A 14,682-nucleotide genomic window follows, 5' to 3' on the forward strand; every position below is an offset into this window, starting at 1 on the left:
CGCGGTGTCACGCGCCGCCCAGGGGGTCGACCACACCGGAGACCAGCAGCGCCAGCAGCAGCAGACCGGCGGCGATGCGGTAGACCACGAACATCAGGTACGAGCGGTTCTCGATGATCCGCATGAACCAGACGATCACCGCGTAGCCGATGCCGAAGGCGACCGCCGTCGCCACCACGATCGCCATCAGCGAGGGCTCGCCGGCCGCGGCGGCGGCCGCCCGACCGTCGGCCGTCAGCAGCGCCGGGACCTCCTGGGCGGCCTTGTAGAGGCCGGAGGCGAAGACGGCGGGGACGGCGAGCAGGAAGGCGTAGCGGGCGGCGGCCTGGCGGGTGTAGCCCATCAGCAGGCCGGCGGTGATGGTGCCGCCGGAGCGGGAGACGCCCGGGATCAGGGCGAGGGCCTGGGCGAGGCCGAACAGGATGCCGTCGCGGACGGTGAGCTCCTTGAGCTCCTTGCGCTGCGGTGCGATGCGGTCTGCGAGCCCCAGCAGGATGCCGAAGACGATCAGCATGGTGGCGGTGATGTAGAGGTTCCGCAGGCCGTGGTCGATCTGGTCCTCGAACAGCAGTCCCAGCACGCCGATCGGGATCGAGCCCAGGATCACCAGCCAGCCCATCCGCACATCGAGGTCCGAGTGCGGGACCCTGCCCGCCAGCGCCCGGAACCACTTGCCGATGATGCGGGTGATGTCCTGCCAGAAGTAGATCAGCACCGCGGTCTCGGTGCCGAGCTGGATGATCGCGGTGAAGGCCGCGCCGGGATCCTGGCCGGGGCTCATCAGCTCGCCGACCACGCGCACGTGGGCGCTCGAGGAGATCGGGAGGAACTCGGTCAGGCCCTGGACGAGCCCCAGGATCACCGCCTCGATGAACGACATGGACACTCCTCAGGAACGATGCGCTGGTCGGCCGCTCGCGAGGAGGGCCCCGCACAGAGTACGCGGCGCCGGGCGGGATGCCCGGCGCCGCGCAGCGGTGCGGTGTGAAGAGGACGTGGACGTCCGGCGGGGGCCCGCTCAGGGGGTCGAGGAGGTGTCCTCGTCCTCGAAGTCGTCGTCCTCGAAGTCGTCGTCCGACTCCTCGGCGTCGTCCTCGTCGTCCTCGAAGTCGTCCAGGTCATCGAAGTCGTCGTCATCGTCGTCGTCGTCCTCGTCCTCGGTGTCGAAGACGATGAGCGGGGTCGCGATCTCGTACGCGTCGAAGAGCGCGTCGTCGTAGGCGTCGAACGCCGTGGTGAGCTGATCGGTGGCCGCGTCGAGGGCAGGATCGTCCTCATCGCGGGAGGCGGCGGCCGCCTCGTAGTGACGTTCGAGGGCAGCGATCAGCGCAGCGAGAGCAGAGCGAGGATCCGAGTTCATGGTTGGACCGTACCCCGTCCGACGGCAGAATGGACAGAGGAGACGCGCATGGTCAGGTCACGAATCCGCCGCAGTCTCCGCCCGAGACCGACCGCCCCGTCGCAGGTCACCGCACCTGCACCAAGGAGGAACCCTGTGCGACGCACCCACACCCCCCTCGTCGCGAGCGTCCAGCACGTGCGGGACCCGCGCGGGTGGCGCGACCTCCCGCTCGAGCGGGGACGCCGGGCCGAGGACTACGAGTTCCAGATCATCACGGTGCCCCGTGGCGCCTCGATCGGGCAGGTGCGCACGGAGCTCGCCGAGCAGGCCGAGTACGGGCGCTGGGAGCATGCCCGCACCCGCCTGTACCTCGGCGGCGGCCGGAAGGTGTGGATGCGCCGTCGCATCATCCGGGTGCAGTCCACGCTGTAGCCGCCGTCCACAGTCGGTCCGCCGCGCTGGGCCGCCGGGCCCCGCTCTGGTCCAATAAGGGTGTGAGCGAGCCGACCCCGCTGCTGATCGCCGTGCTGGCGGTGGCCTACCTGCCGCCCGCCCTGGTGCTGTCGTGGACCGACGGCCGGGAGCACCGCCTGCCCAACCGCTGGGTCGCCGCGCTCACCCTCGCGGTCGCGGCCGCCCTGGCGCTGGTGGCGATCGCGGAGCCCCCGCTGCGGGAGGGTCTGCGCACCGCCGCGGTGCTGGCGATGGTGCTGGGGCTGGCCGCGGTCCTGATCGCGCTGGCCGCGCCAGGCCTGCTGGGGATGGGCGATGCGAAGACGGTGCCGGCGGTGGTGCTCATGTCCGCCGCCCTGGGCGGGGAGGTGCTGATCGCCGCCGGGCTGGGGGTCGCCGTGGGCAGCGGGCTCGCAGGAGCGGTGGTGATGGCGATGACCCGCCGGGCCGGGGTGCGCTTCGCGGTGGGCCCGGTGCTGCTGGCCGGCCCGTTCCTGGGCCTGCTGGGGGCCCCGCTGGTGGGCGCGGCGCTCGGCACCGCCTGAGCTCAGGGGGCCGGCGCGGCGGCGCGGCGCTGGCGCCGGGCCTCGTAGAGCGCGATCGAGCCCGCCACCGAGGCGTTGAGCGAGGAGGCGCTGCCGCCCATAGGGATCTCGGCGAGGGCGTCGCAGGCCTCGCGCCACCCGGCGCTCAGGCCGGCCGTCTCGTTGCCGACGACGATCACGGTGGGGCCGGTGAGGTCCGCCGCGGCGAGCTCGCGTCCGCCGGCCTCGTCGAGGCCGAGCACCGTCCACGGCTCGCCCCGCTCCCGGCGCCGTCCGACCCAGTCGAGCACCTCGCGATGGGAGGGCTGACGCAGCACCGGCACGGCGAAGATCGAGCCGGTGCTGGCGCGGATCGCGGCCGGGTCCCAGGCGTCGGCGCTGTGGCCCGTGATCACCAGGCCCTCGGCCCCGAGGGCGTCGACGGTGCGGGCCAGCGCCCCGATGTTCCCCGGTCCGGAGGGTCGGTCGAAGACCACCACCACCGCGTCCGGCGACGGGGTCAGGCGCTCGAGGTCGTCGGCGGGGACCGCGGCCACGGCCAGCAGCTCGGGGGCGCCGTCCTCCCGCTCCCCCAGCTCCGCCATCAGCGCGGGGGCGAGCACCACCACCGGTGCGGGCGGGCTCTCCAGCAGCTCCCGGGCCCAGCGCGAGGGCTGCTCGCGGCCGTCGGACAGCAGCGCCCGGATCTCGACGCCGTGGGCGAGGGCCTGGGTGAGGGGGCGGACGCCCTGGATGATCATCTCGCCGGTGCGGGTGCGCTTGGTGCGATTGGTCAGCAGCGCCTGCCACTGCTGGAACAGCGCGTTGCGCCGCTCGATCCGCGCCGGCAGGGCGGGGCGGCTCATGCCCCCGCCCCGTCGTAGCCGAACTGTCGCCACGCCTCGTAGACGGCGATCGAGACCGCGTTGGCGAGGTTCAGGGAGCGCCGGGCGGGGAGCATCGGGATCCGCACGCGGGACGTGACCCGGGGGTGGTCCATGACCTCCTCGGGCAGCCCGGTGGGTTCGGTGCCGAACAGCAGCACGTCCTCGCGGGTGTACCGGATGCTCTCGAAGCCCACCTCGGTGCGGGAGGTGAAGGCGAACACCCGCGACGTCGGCACCGCCGCCAGGGCGTCGTCGAGGTCGGGGTGGAGGCGGACGTCGGCGAGGTCGTGGTAGTCCAGACCGGCGCGGCGCAGCTTCGCGTCCTCGAGGTCGAAGCCGAGCGGCTCGATGAGGTGGAGCCGGGCGCCGGTGACGGCCGAGAGCCGGATCGCATTGCCGGTGTTCCCGGCGATCACGGGCTCGTGGAGGAAGACGTGGACCATGCCGCCGATTCTCCCACGGGCCGGGTCACGGCGAGATCGGCGGCGGGGGCGCGCGGCCCGGGCGCCGACGCAGAAGACCCCGGCTCAGCTGGTGAACCGGGGTCTTCCTGCAGTGTCCGAGAGGGGACTTGAACCCCTACGCCCTAATACGGGCACTAGCACCTCAAGCTAGCGCGTCTACCAATTCCGCCACCCGGACGGGTGATCGCTGCTGCGACTCGGAAACAGTAGCACGCAGATCCGGTCACCGTGCACCGGAAAGGCCCGCTGCCAGGGCGGACGTGAACACCATCACGCCATCGCGCTGTGTCGCGCACGGTCCATGAGGGTGTGCAGCAGGTCCAGGACGGTCTCGATGCGCGCCCCCAGCGCGGAGCGGGCCGGCGAGGGCAGCCTCCCGGCGAGGTCCTGGAGGGCGGCGGCCGCGAGCACGGTCATCGTGGGGTCGGGGTCCGCCAGGGCGGCGGGGTCCCAGGACTCCAGGGACGCCAGCAGGCGCTCGAGCTCGTCGACGGCGGTGTGCCGGCTCGCGGACAGCAGGTCCACCCGGGCGCGGGTGGCGAGCGCCGTGCATCGGCGCAGGACCGGGGTGGAGATCTCGGGGCCGATCGTGCTCGGTGACCGCTGCGGAAGGTTCTGCGGCAGCGCCGTGGGCAGCGCCTCGGTCGTGGGACGGTCCGTCATCGGAGCGTCCAGGAGCCCTTGATCCGCATCCATGAGTCACATCCTCGTGCTCGTCCACCCTCCGACGGGGCTCCGTCGGTCCCCGCCACTTTACTCGTCCTTTACCGTCGTGACAAGGCACGACGAGCGCGGGGAGCCCTCAGCGGGGGCGCCGGTCCAGGGCGGCGCGGGCCGCCGCGAGCATCTGCGGCACCGGCGCCGCGGCGATGCCCAGCATCGAGCGCAGCTGCCGGTCGGCCTGGTGGGCCAGCATCTCCAGGCCGTCGGCGACCTCTCCCCCGGCCGCTGCCACCACGGCGGCGATCGGCGCGGGCCAGGGATCGTAGAGGACGTCCAGCAGCACCCCGGGCGCGGGGAGGTGCGGCAGGGCGCGCCACTGCCCGGCCACGGCGCGGGCCCCCTCGGCCGCGAGGGCGCTGACCAGGACCTCGGTCTCCAGCAGCCGGTGACGGTGCTCCCAGGGGACGAGACGGACGGCGAGGCCGGCGCCGCCCGCGAGCTCCTGGAGCGGGGCGAGCTTGTGGGGGCTGCGGGCCGTCAGCAGCAGGTCGGTCACGCCCAGGGAGATCAGCGCGGCCACGGCGCTGAGCGCGGTCGCTCCCGAGCCCAGCACGGCCCCGGTGCGGGGCGACCCCGCCCCGTGGTCGCCGAGCGCGGCGGCGATGCCGTGCACGTCGTGGTTCTCGGCGCGCCAGCGCCCGTCGGGCCGCCTGATCAGCGTGTTGGAGACGCCCAGCGCCTGCGAGGTGGCGTCCGCCTCGGCCGCGAGGGCGAAGGCCTCGGGCTTGCCGGGCATCGTGACGCTGAGGCCGTCGAGCTCGCGGCCCGGCCCCTCCGTGAGGAAGGCCCGCAACTGCCCGGCGGGCACGTCGTGGCGGTCGTAGACGGCGTCGGCGATCCCCAGCACCTCGTAGGCGGTGCGGTGCAGGACGGGCGAGAGGGAATGGGCCACCGGGGAGCCGATCACCGCGAAGCGCCGGGGGGTCATCCCTTCGACTGCGCCCACGCCTGCCATTCCTTGACGTTCTTCTCGTGCTCGGCCCAGGTGGCGGCGAACTTCGTCTCGCCGGTGTCGGTGTTCACCGAGACGAAGTAGAGCCAGTCGCCCTCCGGGGGGTCCACCGCCGCGTCCAGCGCGCCCGCGCCCGGGGAGGCGATCGGTCCGGGCGGGAGCCCGGCGGTGACGTAGGTGTTGTACGGGCTCTTGGTGGCGCGCTCGGCGTCGGTGGTGCCCACGCTGGTGGACTTGCCGGTCACGTAGTGCACCGTCGAGTCGAACTGGAGCTTCATCGGGGCGCCCTTGGCCTCCCCCGTGCCCTCCAGGCGGTTCAGGATGGTGCGCACGACCTTGCCGTAGTCCTCGGGCTTGCGCACCTCGAGCTCGGCGAGGGAGGCGAGGGTGAGCTTCTCGTGCCACTGGTCCTCGGGGACCCCGCGGTCGGTGAGCTGCTTCTCCATCGGCGCCCACATCATCGCGATGACGTCCTCGGCGGTGGCGTCCTCGGGGATGTCGTAGCGGCCCGGCCAGAGGTAGCCCTCCAGGGTCCCGGCGCGGTTCTCGGGGATGCCGTAGGAGGTGTAGTCCTTCGCGGCGGCCTCGAGGTCCTCGACCGGGATGCCGGCCTCCGCGGACACCTGCTCCCAGATCTGGGTGAGGCGCCGACCCTCGGGGACGATCACGCGGTGACCGGCGAGGTTGGCGGGGTCCATCAGCGCGGTCAGCGCGTCGGCGGAGGTCATCTCCAGCTTGAGCCGGTAGATGCCCGGCTCGATGCGGGAGGCCTCAGGGGTGTTCGAGAAGAGGTTGACGAAGGGGCCGGAGCTGCGGATGACGCCCTGCTCGACCAGGGTGGAGGCGATGTCGGTGCCGGTGTCGCCCTCGGCGACCTCCACGATCGCCTCCCCGCTGCCGGGCCCGGGGAAGTCGGCGGCCTCCTGCTCGACGCTGACGTTCGAGGTGATCCACCGGTAGCCCTGGATCCCGCCGACGGTGAGACCGGCCAGGACCAGCAGCACGAGGAAGACCGGCAGCACGCTGCGCAGGACGCCGCGGCGCCGCGGGGCCCGACGACGGCCGCGGGCGCTCGGGGCGGCGTCGGAGCCGGGCTCCTCGGTCTGCGCCTCGGCGAGCTCGTCGAACGAGAGCTCCTCGTCGCTCATCAGGCCTCCTCCTGCGTTCCCTGCCCGGACGCCCCGGCGGCGCCGACCTCCACCTGCTCGCCGGCGCGGCGGCCGGTCGCACGCTCGGTGTCCAGCGCCTGCTGGAGGATCATGACGGCGGCGACCTGATCCACGACCTGACGATGCTTGCGCCCCTTGCGGCCCGAGGTGTGCAGCGCCCGGTGCGCCGAGACCGTGGTGAGGCGCTCGTCGACCAGCCGGACCTCGACCTCCACCGGTTCCGCGGCCAGGCGGGTGGCGAGCTCGGTGGCGAAGTCCCGCGCCTTGGCGGCGGCGGCACCCTCGGCTCCGCTCAGGGAGCGCGGGAGCCCCACCATGATGGCATGGGCCGTCGCCTCCCGCGCCTCCTGCACGACCCGCTCCACCGCGGTGGCCCGTTCGAGGGTCTCCACCGGGGTGGCGATCATGCCGTCGAGGTCGCTGCGAGCCAGGCCCACCCGCACGTCCCCCACGTCGACCCCGAGGCGGACGCCGCGGGGCAGGCCCCCGGCGGGCTGGGAGGGGCCGACGCCGGTCATGCCGGCGCGTTCGCCGACAGGGCGCCGCGCACCGCCGCGAGCGCCTCGGGGATCCGGGCCGGCTCGCCGCCGCCGCCCTGGGCCAGGTCGGGCTTGCCGCCGCCGCGTCCGCCCATCGCCTCGGCAGCGGTGCGCAGCAGCGCCCCGGCCGCGAGGGAGCGCTCCCTCGCGGCGGCGTTGGTGGCGATCACCAGCGCGGCGCGGCCCGCCTCGTGACCGGCGACGGCGACCACCACCGGGGTGTCCTCGCCCAGTCGGGTCCTCAGATCCAGGGCGAGGGTGCGCAGGTCGCCGGCGGCGACGCCCTCCCCGGCGTCGTGGGCGAGCAGGCGCACCCCGGCGACGTCGGCCGCGGCGTCCACGAGCTTCCCGGCCTCGGCCTGGAGCTGCGCTCCGCGCAGGGCGGCGAGCTGCTTCTCCATGTCCTTCATGCGCTGGGTCAGGGAGCGCACCCGCTCGGGCAGCTCCTCGGGCGCGCCGACCTTCAGCAGCTCGGAGAGCTGGGAGACCAGGGCGTGCTCGCGGGCCTGATGACGGTAGGCGGACAGTCCCACCAGGGCGTCGACGCGGCGCACGCCGCTGCCGATGGAGGCCTCGCCCATCAGCTGGACGGTGCCGATCGCGCCGGTGCTGGAGACGTGGGTGCCGCCGCACAGCTCCCGCGACCAGTCGCCGCCGATCGAGACCACGCGCACCACGTCGCCGTACTTCTCGCCGAACAGCGCCTGCGCGCCGAGCGCCCGCGCCTCGTCGATCGGCATCTGCTGGTCGGTGACCGTGAGCTCGTCCTGCAGCAGGGTGTTCACGCGCCCCTCGATCTGCTCGAGGACCGACTTCGGCACGGCCTGGCCGTAGCGGAAGTCGAAGCGCATCCGTCCCGGGGAGTTCTCCGAGCCGGCCTGGGTGGCGCCGTGGCCGAGCTCCTCGCGCAGGGACTCGTGGACCATGTGGGTGGCGGTGTGGGCGCGGGCGATCGCGCCACGGCGGTCGACGTCGATCGTCGCGATCGCGGAGGCGCCCTGGCCGAGGGTGCCCTCGACCAGGCGGCCCCGGTGCACGATGAGGCCGCGCACCGGCTTCTGGACGTCGTCGACCTCGATCAGGCCGCCGCCGGCGAGGGTGATCCGGCCCTGGTCGGCGAGCTGGCCGCCGGACTCGGCGTAGAACGGGGTCTCGGCCAGCACCACCTCGACGTCCGCCGGCGCCTCGACGGCGTCGACCAGCGCGCCGTCCACCAGCACCGACTCGACGGTGGTGGCGACGGTGTCCTCGGTGTAGCCGAGGAAGAGGGTCTCGCCGCCGCGCTGGGTGAGCAGGCGGTTGTAGATCGCGGTGTCGGTGTGGCCGGTCTTCTTGGCCGCGGCGTCGGCGCGGGCGCGCTCGCGCTGCTCCTGCATCGCGCTGCGGAAGGCCTCGGCGTCGACCTGCAGGCCCACCTCGCCGGCCATCTCCATGGTGAGGTCGATGGGGAAGCCGTAGGTGTCGTGGAGGCGGAAGGCGTCCTCGCCCGGCAGCACCCGGCCGCCGCCGCTGCGCACCTGGCCGACGACCTGGTCGAAGATGCTGGTGCCCGTCTCGAGGGTGCGGCGGAAGGCCTCCTCCTCGGCGTAGACGATCTCGCTGATGCGGCCGAAGTCCGCCTCGAGCTCCGGGTAGGACTCGACCATCAGGGACTTCGAGATCGGCAGCAGCTCGGGCATCGAGGGCCGGTCGTGGCCGAGCAGGCGCATGGAGCGCACCGCGCGCCGGATCAGCCGGCGCAGCACGTAGCCGCGGCCCTCGTTGCCGGGGCGGACGCCGTCGGCGGTGAGCATCAGGGCGCTGCGCACGTGGTCGCCGATGATGCGCAGGTGCACGTCGTCCTCGCCGCCGGCGCCGTAGGCGCGGCCCGACAGCTCCTGGGCCTTCTCGATGACCGGGAAGATCTGGTCGATCTCGTACATGTTCTGCTTGCCCTGCAGCAGGTAGGCGACGCGCTCGACGCCCAGGCCGGTGTCGATCGACTTCTGCTCGAGCTCGCCGAGCAGCGGGTAGTCCTTGCCCGAGCCCTCGCCGCGCAGGAACTGGTCGAACACCAGGTTCCAGATCTCGATGTAGCGGTCCTCGGAGCGCTCGTCACCGGGCCACTGCGCCACCGTGCCGGTCAGCGCGTCGGGGCCGTACTGGGGGCCGCGGTCGTAGTGCCACTCGCCGCAGGGGCCGGCCGGGCCGGGCTGACCGGTGTCCCAGAAGATCTCCTCGCGGGGCAGGCGCACCACCCGCTGCGGATCCAGGCCGATCACCGTGGTGACGTGCTGGTAGGACTCCTCGTCGTGCTCCCACACGGTGAACCAGAGGCGCTGCGGGTCCAGGCCCAGGCCGCCCGCGTCCTGCGCGGTGGTCAGGAACTCCCAGGACAGGTCGATCGCGCCCTGCTTGAAGTAGTCGCCGAAGGAGAAGTTCCCGGCCATCTGGAAGAAGGTCCCGTGGCGCGTGGTGCGGCCGACGTTCTCGATGTCATTGGTGCGGATGCACTTCTGGACGCTGGCCGCGCGCGGGTACGGGGCGGTCTGGGTGCCCACGATGTACGGGATGAAGGGGACCATGCCGGCGATCGTGAAGAGGATCGAGGGATCGGAGGACACCAGCGAGGCGCTGGGCACGATCTCGTGGTCCTTCTTCGCGAAGAAGTCGAGCCAGCGGCGATGGATCTCGGAGGTGCGCATGGTCGGCAGGGGTCCTTCCTGGAACTGCTGAGGCGGGCCCGCGGGCGGGTGAGCTGCGGGGTGCGGACGCGAAGGCCCCGGTCAGGGTACCGGAGTACACCCGCCGGGGCCTTGCGCGTCGCGGTGAGGAGAGGTCAGCGCGCGTAGAACTCGACGACCAGCTGGACCTCGCAGGTCACGGGGACCTCGGCGCGCTTGGGGCGCGCCACGAGCTGGGACTTCAGCTCGGACAGCTCGACCGAGAGGTACGAGGGCACGGAGGCCAGGACGTCCGAGTTGCCGCCCTCGGCAGCGATCTGGAACGGCTCCATGGCCTGCGACTTGGGCTTGATCTGGATGGTCTGGCCCGGCTTCACGCGGAAGGAGGGACGGTCCACCAGCTTGCCGTCGACCAGGACGTGGCGGTGCACGACGGCCTGACGGGCCTGGAGGGTGGTGCGGGCGAAGCCGGAGCGCAGGACGAGCGCGTCCAGGCGCATCTCCAGCAGCTCGACCATGCTCTCACCGGTCAGACCCGGCTCCTTCTTGGCGTCCAGGTAGGCGCGGTGCATCTGCTTCTCGCGGATGCCGTACTGCGCGCGCAGACGCTGCTTCTCCTTGAGCCGGACGGCGTAGTCGGACTCGGTCCGGCGGCGAGCACGGCCGTGCTCGCCCGGGGGTACGGGCGCTTCTCGAAGTACTTGACGGACTTCGGGGTGAGCGGGAGCCCGAGGGCTCGGGACAGACGCGCCTGCCGGCGCGCACGGGTGACGTTGGTCACGAGGTATACCTCTTGTTCGCATGGGTTGAATCCAGTCATGCAGCCGCGGATTCAGCGACCCACGCTACCGCAGCCCCTCCCCCGCGGTCCATTCCCGTCGGCCCTGGTCACACCGCGGGTCCTGTGGGGTGCCTCACGCCCGCCGGGGCGGCGGCGGATCCGCGGGCCCCGGCGAGCGCAGGATCCGCCGCAGCGCCTCGACCCGGCGCGCGGTGCGCTCCTCGTGGCCGTGCCCCGTGGGCCGGTAGTAGTCGACCCCGACCAGGTCGTCGGGGGCGTACTGCTGGGCCACCACGCCGTGGGGCGCGTCATGGGCGTACTGGTACCCCGCGCCGTGGCCGAGGGTCTTGGCCCCCGAGTAGTGCGCATCGCGCAGGTGGGCCGGGACGCCCTGGCCCTTCCCGGCCCGCACGTCGGCGATCGCCGCGTCCAGCGCCGTGTAGGAGGCGTTGGACTTGGGGGCGGTGGCGATGTGGACGACCGCCTGCGCGAGCGGGATCCGCCCCTCCGGCATGCCGAGCATCTGCACCGCCTGCATCGCGGCGACCGCGACCTGGAGCGCGGCGGGGTCCGCCATGCCGACCTCCTCGCCGGCGGCGATGACCACCCGGCGGGCGATGAACCGGGGGTCCTCCCCCGCCTCGATCATCCGCGCCAGGTAGTGCAGGGATGCGTCGACATCGCTGCCGCGCATGGACTTGATGAAGGCGCTGGTGACATCGTAGTGCTGGTCCCCGGCCCGGTCGTAGCGCAGGGCGGCGCGGTTGACGGCCTGGGCGAGGGTCGCGGCGTCGATCTCGCGGGACTCCTTCATCAGCGCCGCGGCGGCGGCCGCCTCGAGGGAGGTGAGGATCTTGCGGGCATCGCCCCCGCCGAGGCGCAGCAGCGCCTCCCGGGCGTCCGCGGTCAGGGTCACCGCGCCGTCCAGTCCGCGCTCATCGGCCAGGGCCCGGTCGACCAGGGTGTCGAGGTCCTCCCGCTCCAGCGACTCCAGGGTCAGCACGATCGAGCGGGACAGCAGCGGGGAGATCACCGAGAAGTACGGGTTCTCGGTGGTGGCGGCGATCAGGGTGACCCAGCGGTTCTCGACGCTCGGCAGCAGGGCGTCCTGCTGGGACTTCGAGAAGCGGTGCACCTCGTCGACGAACAGGACGGTCTCGCGGCCGACGGTCCGCAGCCGGGAGCGGGCCTGGTCGACGATCTCGCGGACCTCCTTGACCCCGGCGAGCACCGCGGAGACCTCCACGAACTCGCGGTCCCCGGACTGCGCGACGACATAGGCCAGGGTGGTCTTGCCGGTGCCGGGCGGTCCCCACAGGATCACGGAGCTCGGCGCGGTGCGGGAGTCGTCGGACGAGACCAGGCGGCGCAGCGGGCTGCCGGGCTCGAGGGCGGCGTGCTGGCCCACCACCTCCTCGAGGGTGCGCGGGCGCATCCGCACCGCGAGCGGGGCGCGGTGGTCCCGGTTGCGGTCCGAGAGCGTGCGCGGGGTCGGCGCATCGCCGGCCAGGGAGAACAGGTCCTCGTCCATCGCTCCAGGGTAGGCCCGCTGCCCGACCTTCGGCGCCTCGCCCGCCCACGATCCGGGGCGCATACTGGATCCCCGCGGGACGTCGACGACGAGGAGCGGCCATGCGCGCCGAGGACCGCCGCTCGCCGGCTGCACCGCCCCGCGCGGCGCCGCCGCCGGCCACGGGCCCCAGGATCGACTCCTTCGGCGCGGGAGAGCCGGTCGTCGTGCTCCAGACCGCCCTGGGGGCCGACGAGCTGCTGCCCCTGACCCTCGCCCTGGGAGCGCTCGACGGGCTGCGCGCCGTGCACTGGCACCGCCGCGGGTACGCCGGCACCGGAGAGGCCCCCGTCGGCGCCTCCATGGGCGACCTCGCAGACCAGGCGGCGGCCGTGATCGCGCGGGCCGGGATCGCGCCGGTGCACCTCGTCGGGGTGAGCTTCAGCGCCGCCCTCGCGCTGACCCTCGCCATGGCGTCGCCCCGGAACGTGCACACGCTGACCCTGGTGGAGCCTCCCCCGTTCGCGGGCAGGGCGCAGAGGGAATTCCGCGCCGCCAACGCCGGTCTGGTGGGCACGTACGAGGAGCACGGGGCCCCGGCAGCGCTGGAGCGGTTCGTGACGATGCTGGTCGGGGAGCACTGGCGCACGACGCTCGAGGCCGAGCAGCCGGGCGCGGTCGCGGCGATGGATCGCGACGCGGAGGCCTTCTTCCGCTCCGACCTGCCGGCCCTGTGGAGCTGGGGCCTCGAGCCCGCCGCCGTGGGCCGGCTCGAGTGCCCGGTGCTCGCCGTCGGCGGCGAGGACAGCGATCCCTGGTTCGCGCAGGCCCGCCTGCAGCTGCGCCGATGGCTGCCCTCCCTCGACGAGGCCACCATCCCGGGAGCGGGGCATCTGGTCGGCTCGATGCACCCCGGGCGGGTCGCCGAGCTGATCGAGCCGTTCCTGCGGCGTCATCCACGGGGCGCCGCCCACCGGTAGGGCGGTGGAGCGGGCGCTCAGGGCCGCGGCCGGTCGGCGCCGGCCTGGCCCGGGCGGCGCGGGTCCGCCGTGGCACCGGTCCGCGCATGCCGGCGGACGTGCTCGCGCGTCACTGGTCCCGGGGTATGCGGAGGCTGTCGCCCGGTCGGATCAGGTTGGGGTTGGTGATGCCGGGGTTCGCGCTCACCAGGCGGTGGTACAGGTTTCCGTTGCCGTAGTGGGCGCTCGCGATGCTCCAGAGCGTGTCTCCCGGACGGACGCGGTACTCCAGGTAGGTGGTGTAGCCCGGCACGATCAGCCGTCCGAGGAGCACCGGGACGACCTGGCGATCGAGCTCGGCGCCGTCCTTCGGCGACACATGGAACACCTCGACGTACAGCGTGTACTGGGTGAAGGCGGCGGCAGAGACATCGGCTGCGAGCTGGAACTGGCCGTGGCCTCCGACCCCGTCGCCGGCCATGAAGAAACCGGTCACCTCGTCATGGCCCTCGTGCACGCGGTAGTTGTAGTTCGCCTCGAAGGCGCCCCCGGCGGTGCCGGCGATCATCACCGTGTCGTTGACGATGTCGTAGGGGTGCGGCTGCTGGATCTCGATGCTCATGACGTCCTCCTCGTGGTGACGTACGGCACTTCGGCCGGGCTCCAGGCTACGCGCCCGAGGACGGGCTGGGTAGGTGTGCGCGCATCGCAGGGCACAGGACTCCCGATCCGCAGCACCTCAGCGACCCGGGAGATCGGCGTTCAGTAGACATGCTGCCGAAGTCGCCGCTGACCGGCGGGCACCGACAGGTCGAACTCATGGTTCTCGAGGACCTCGCGGAGGGCGGAGATCGGCAAGGAGCCGTGACGCTCGACGGTGAGGGCTCGTCGGCCCGCGGGCGCTGTCGGGTCCGTGCGGAAGGCGAGGACCGTGACCGACATCGGTGCATGGAGCGGGTACGCCTCCAGCGCGGCCCCCTCGTCGGCGTGCTCCAGCAGCACCAGCCGCGGATCACCGCCGAACTCCGCCTTCAGTGCGGACGCCCGGTAATGCGCGGGCTCCTCCGCGGCGCCGGTCACGTGCCGGGAACGGTTGGCCGAGGTGATGTGCAGGTGGTCGCTCCCGCACACGCGCAGAGCGTGGGCGAGGAAGGCGTTGGCCGGGCATCGGTACCCCGGCACGATCACCTGCACCCAGCGCTGTCCCGTGCCGTCCCTCACGGTGAGGTGGTCCGCGATCCGGGCGGCCGCAGGGGCGCGGAAGCCGCACGGTCCCAGACACAGCAGCTCGTCGACCAGGCCGGCCACGTCGGCGGGAGACAGCTCGTCGGTCAGTCGCGAGAGGTCGAACAGCGAGAGGAGGCGGGCGGGTGTGGTCGTGACGCTCCCGACCTGTCCCGCCGGCCGGCCCTTGAACTCGTTCGCTGCGCGGACCGTCCGTGCGTCACCACGGGTGGTCAGGGCATAGAGGTTCGCGAAGGCGTGGATCACGAAGGCACCGGCTGCCAGCGCCTGAGCGGCGTGCGCGACGTCGGTCGCGTCCGTGACGCGGAGTGGCCCCGGTCTGGTCTCGACACCCATGACGTGCTCCTCGGGGAGGATCGACCCTGCAGCGACCATTGTCCGCCTGCGGTTGCCCGCAGAGAAGGCCTCCCCGACCCCCGAAAGGTTGTGGCCGCCCCTCGTCGGCCATCACGGAGCTGCCGGGCCCGTTCC

General features: G+C 73.1%; 15 protein-coding genes, 1 tRNA gene and 1 pseudogene. 3 read left to right on the top strand and 14 right to left on the bottom strand.

Annotation, left to right across the window (positions count from 1 at the left end; genetic code table 11):
- Nucleotides 1–7 precede the first annotated feature (7 nt).
- A complete protein-coding gene (locus ACOJUI_RS08440; RefSeq protein WP_422114532.1) occupies nucleotides 8–880 on the bottom strand; it encodes an undecaprenyl-diphosphate phosphatase in 873 nt (290 codons plus the stop codon).
- Between the two features lie 138 nt (nucleotides 881–1,018).
- The gene (locus ACOJUI_RS08445) at nucleotides 1,019–1,360 is read right to left on the bottom strand and encodes a DNA primase (protein WP_422114533.1); all 342 of its coding nucleotides are present in this window, start codon (nucleotides 1,358–1,360) and stop codon (nucleotides 1,019–1,021) included.
- 135 nt (nucleotides 1,361–1,495) lie between these two features.
- Here ACOJUI_RS08445 and ACOJUI_RS08450 point away from each other — a divergent pair, with 135 nt between their 5' ends.
- Nucleotides 1,496–1,774, top strand: a complete 279-nt coding sequence (locus ACOJUI_RS08450) for a DUF5703 family protein (protein ID WP_422114534.1) — start codon at nucleotides 1,496–1,498, stop codon at nucleotides 1,772–1,774.
- A gap of 62 nt (nucleotides 1,775–1,836) precedes the next feature.
- The gene (locus tag ACOJUI_RS08455) at nucleotides 1,837–2,340 is read left to right on the top strand and encodes a hypothetical protein (protein WP_422114535.1); all 504 of its coding nucleotides are present in this window, start codon (nucleotides 1,837–1,839) and stop codon (nucleotides 2,338–2,340) included.
- 2 nt (nucleotides 2,341–2,342) lie between these two features.
- On the opposite strand, the gene ACOJUI_RS08460 is transcribed toward ACOJUI_RS08455, so the two are convergent.
- From ACOJUI_RS08460 to ACOJUI_RS08505, 10 genes and pseudogenes are all read right to left on the bottom strand, one after another.
- Entirely contained in the window at nucleotides 2,343–3,185 is an 843-nt protein-coding gene (locus tag ACOJUI_RS08460; RefSeq protein ID WP_422114536.1) for a TrmH family RNA methyltransferase, read from the bottom strand.
- Nucleotides 3,182–3,649: a tRNA (cytidine(34)-2'-O)-methyltransferase gene (locus ACOJUI_RS08465; RefSeq protein ID WP_422114537.1), complete on the bottom strand. Its 468-nt coding sequence runs from the start codon at nucleotides 3,647–3,649 to the stop codon at nucleotides 3,182–3,184. Before ACOJUI_RS08465 ends, ACOJUI_RS08460 begins: the two co-directional genes overlap by 4 nt.
- A gap of 113 nt (nucleotides 3,650–3,762) precedes the next feature.
- Nucleotides 3,763–3,848: transfer RNA gene (locus ACOJUI_RS08470), tRNA-Leu, on the bottom strand.
- A gap of 92 nt (nucleotides 3,849–3,940) precedes the next feature.
- Nucleotides 3,941–4,333: a hypothetical protein gene (locus tag ACOJUI_RS08475; protein ID WP_422114538.1), complete on the bottom strand. Its 393-nt coding sequence runs from the start codon at nucleotides 4,331–4,333 to the stop codon at nucleotides 3,941–3,943.
- 139 nt (nucleotides 4,334–4,472) lie between these two features.
- Nucleotides 4,473–5,339 carry a shikimate dehydrogenase gene (locus ACOJUI_RS08480; RefSeq protein ID WP_422114539.1) on the bottom strand — a complete coding sequence of 289 codons (867 nt, stop codon included), beginning with the start codon at nucleotides 5,337–5,339 and terminating at the stop codon, nucleotides 4,473–4,475.
- Nucleotides 5,318–6,493, bottom strand: coding sequence for an endolytic transglycosylase MltG (mltG, locus tag ACOJUI_RS08485; RefSeq protein ID WP_422114540.1), 1,176 nt, complete (start codon nucleotides 6,491–6,493; stop codon nucleotides 5,318–5,320). The genes ACOJUI_RS08480 and mltG overlap by 22 nt, the downstream gene beginning before the upstream one ends.
- Nucleotides 6,493–7,032 carry a Holliday junction resolvase RuvX gene (gene ruvX / locus ACOJUI_RS08490; protein ID WP_422114541.1) on the bottom strand — a complete coding sequence of 180 codons (540 nt, stop codon included), beginning with the start codon at nucleotides 7,030–7,032 and terminating at the stop codon, nucleotides 6,493–6,495. Before ruvX ends, mltG begins: the two co-directional genes overlap by 1 nt.
- Nucleotides 7,029–9,737, bottom strand: a complete 2,709-nt coding sequence (gene alaS / locus ACOJUI_RS08495) for an alanine--tRNA ligase (RefSeq protein ID WP_422114542.1) — start codon at nucleotides 9,735–9,737, stop codon at nucleotides 7,029–7,031. The genes ruvX and alaS overlap by 4 nt, the downstream gene beginning before the upstream one ends.
- 134 nt (nucleotides 9,738–9,871) lie before the next feature.
- Nucleotides 9,872–10,497: pseudogene (gene rpsD / locus ACOJUI_RS08500) on the bottom strand (30S ribosomal protein S4).
- Between the two features lie 133 nt (nucleotides 10,498–10,630).
- Nucleotides 10,631–12,028, bottom strand: a complete 1,398-nt coding sequence (locus tag ACOJUI_RS08505) for a replication-associated recombination protein A (protein WP_422114543.1) — start codon at nucleotides 12,026–12,028, stop codon at nucleotides 10,631–10,633.
- 101 nt (nucleotides 12,029–12,129) lie between these two features.
- On the opposite strand from ACOJUI_RS08505, the gene ACOJUI_RS08510 reads away from it, so the two are divergent.
- Nucleotides 12,130–12,987, top strand: coding sequence for an alpha/beta fold hydrolase (locus ACOJUI_RS08510; RefSeq protein WP_422114544.1), 858 nt, complete (start codon nucleotides 12,130–12,132; stop codon nucleotides 12,985–12,987).
- Between the two features lie 109 nt (nucleotides 12,988–13,096).
- On the opposite strand, the gene ACOJUI_RS08515 is transcribed toward ACOJUI_RS08510, so the two are convergent.
- Both ACOJUI_RS08515 and ACOJUI_RS08520 read right to left on the bottom strand, forming a co-directional pair.
- Nucleotides 13,097–13,588, bottom strand: coding sequence for a Gmad2 immunoglobulin-like domain-containing protein (locus tag ACOJUI_RS08515; protein WP_422114545.1), 492 nt, complete (start codon nucleotides 13,586–13,588; stop codon nucleotides 13,097–13,099).
- 140 nt (nucleotides 13,589–13,728) lie between these two features.
- Nucleotides 13,729–14,547, bottom strand: coding sequence for a hypothetical protein (locus ACOJUI_RS08520; protein WP_422114546.1), 819 nt, complete (start codon nucleotides 14,545–14,547; stop codon nucleotides 13,729–13,731).
- Nucleotides 14,548–14,682: the final 135 nt, after the last annotated feature.

Origin of the sequence: Brachybacterium sp. UNK5269, from assembly GCF_049266655.1 — a bacterium.
In the GTDB taxonomy this organism is placed as follows: domain Bacteria; phylum Actinomycetota; class Actinomycetes; order Actinomycetales; family Dermabacteraceae; genus Brachybacterium.

Bases quoted from the DNA above. Each gene is read 5' to 3' on its own strand.
- ruvX (WP_422114541.1), bottom strand. From the start codon at position 7,032: ATGACCGGCGTCGGCCCCTCCCAGCCCGCCGGGGGCCTGCCCCGCGGC.
- ACOJUI_RS08520 (WP_422114546.1), bottom strand. From the start codon at position 14,547: ATGGGTGTCGAGACCAGACCGGGGCCACTCCGCGTCACGGACGCGACC.
- mltG (WP_422114540.1), bottom strand. From the start codon at position 6,493: ATGAGCGACGAGGAGCTCTCGTTCGACGAGCTCGCCGAGGCGCAGACC.
- ACOJUI_RS08445 (WP_422114533.1), bottom strand. From the start codon at position 1,360: ATGAACTCGGATCCTCGCTCTGCTCTCGCTGCGCTGATCGCTGCCCTC.
- ACOJUI_RS08505 (WP_422114543.1), bottom strand. From the start codon at position 12,028: ATGGACGAGGACCTGTTCTCCCTGGCCGGCGATGCGCCGACCCCGCGC.
- alaS (WP_422114542.1), bottom strand. From the start codon at position 9,737: ATGCGCACCTCCGAGATCCATCGCCGCTGGCTCGACTTCTTCGCGAAG.
- ACOJUI_RS08440 (WP_422114532.1), bottom strand. From the start codon at position 880: ATGTCGTTCATCGAGGCGGTGATCCTGGGGCTCGTCCAGGGCCTGACC.
- ACOJUI_RS08460 (WP_422114536.1), bottom strand. From the start codon at position 3,185: ATGAGCCGCCCCGCCCTGCCGGCGCGGATCGAGCGGCGCAACGCGCTG.
- ACOJUI_RS08515 (WP_422114545.1), bottom strand. From the start codon at position 13,588: ATGAGCATCGAGATCCAGCAGCCGCACCCCTACGACATCGTCAACGAC.
- ACOJUI_RS08465 (WP_422114537.1), bottom strand. From the start codon at position 3,649: ATGGTCCACGTCTTCCTCCACGAGCCCGTGATCGCCGGGAACACCGGC.
- ACOJUI_RS08510 (WP_422114544.1), top strand. From the start codon at position 12,130: ATGCGCGCCGAGGACCGCCGCTCGCCGGCTGCACCGCCCCGCGCGGCG.
- ACOJUI_RS08475 (WP_422114538.1), bottom strand. From the start codon at position 4,333: ATGACGGACCGTCCCACGACCGAGGCGCTGCCCACGGCGCTGCCGCAG.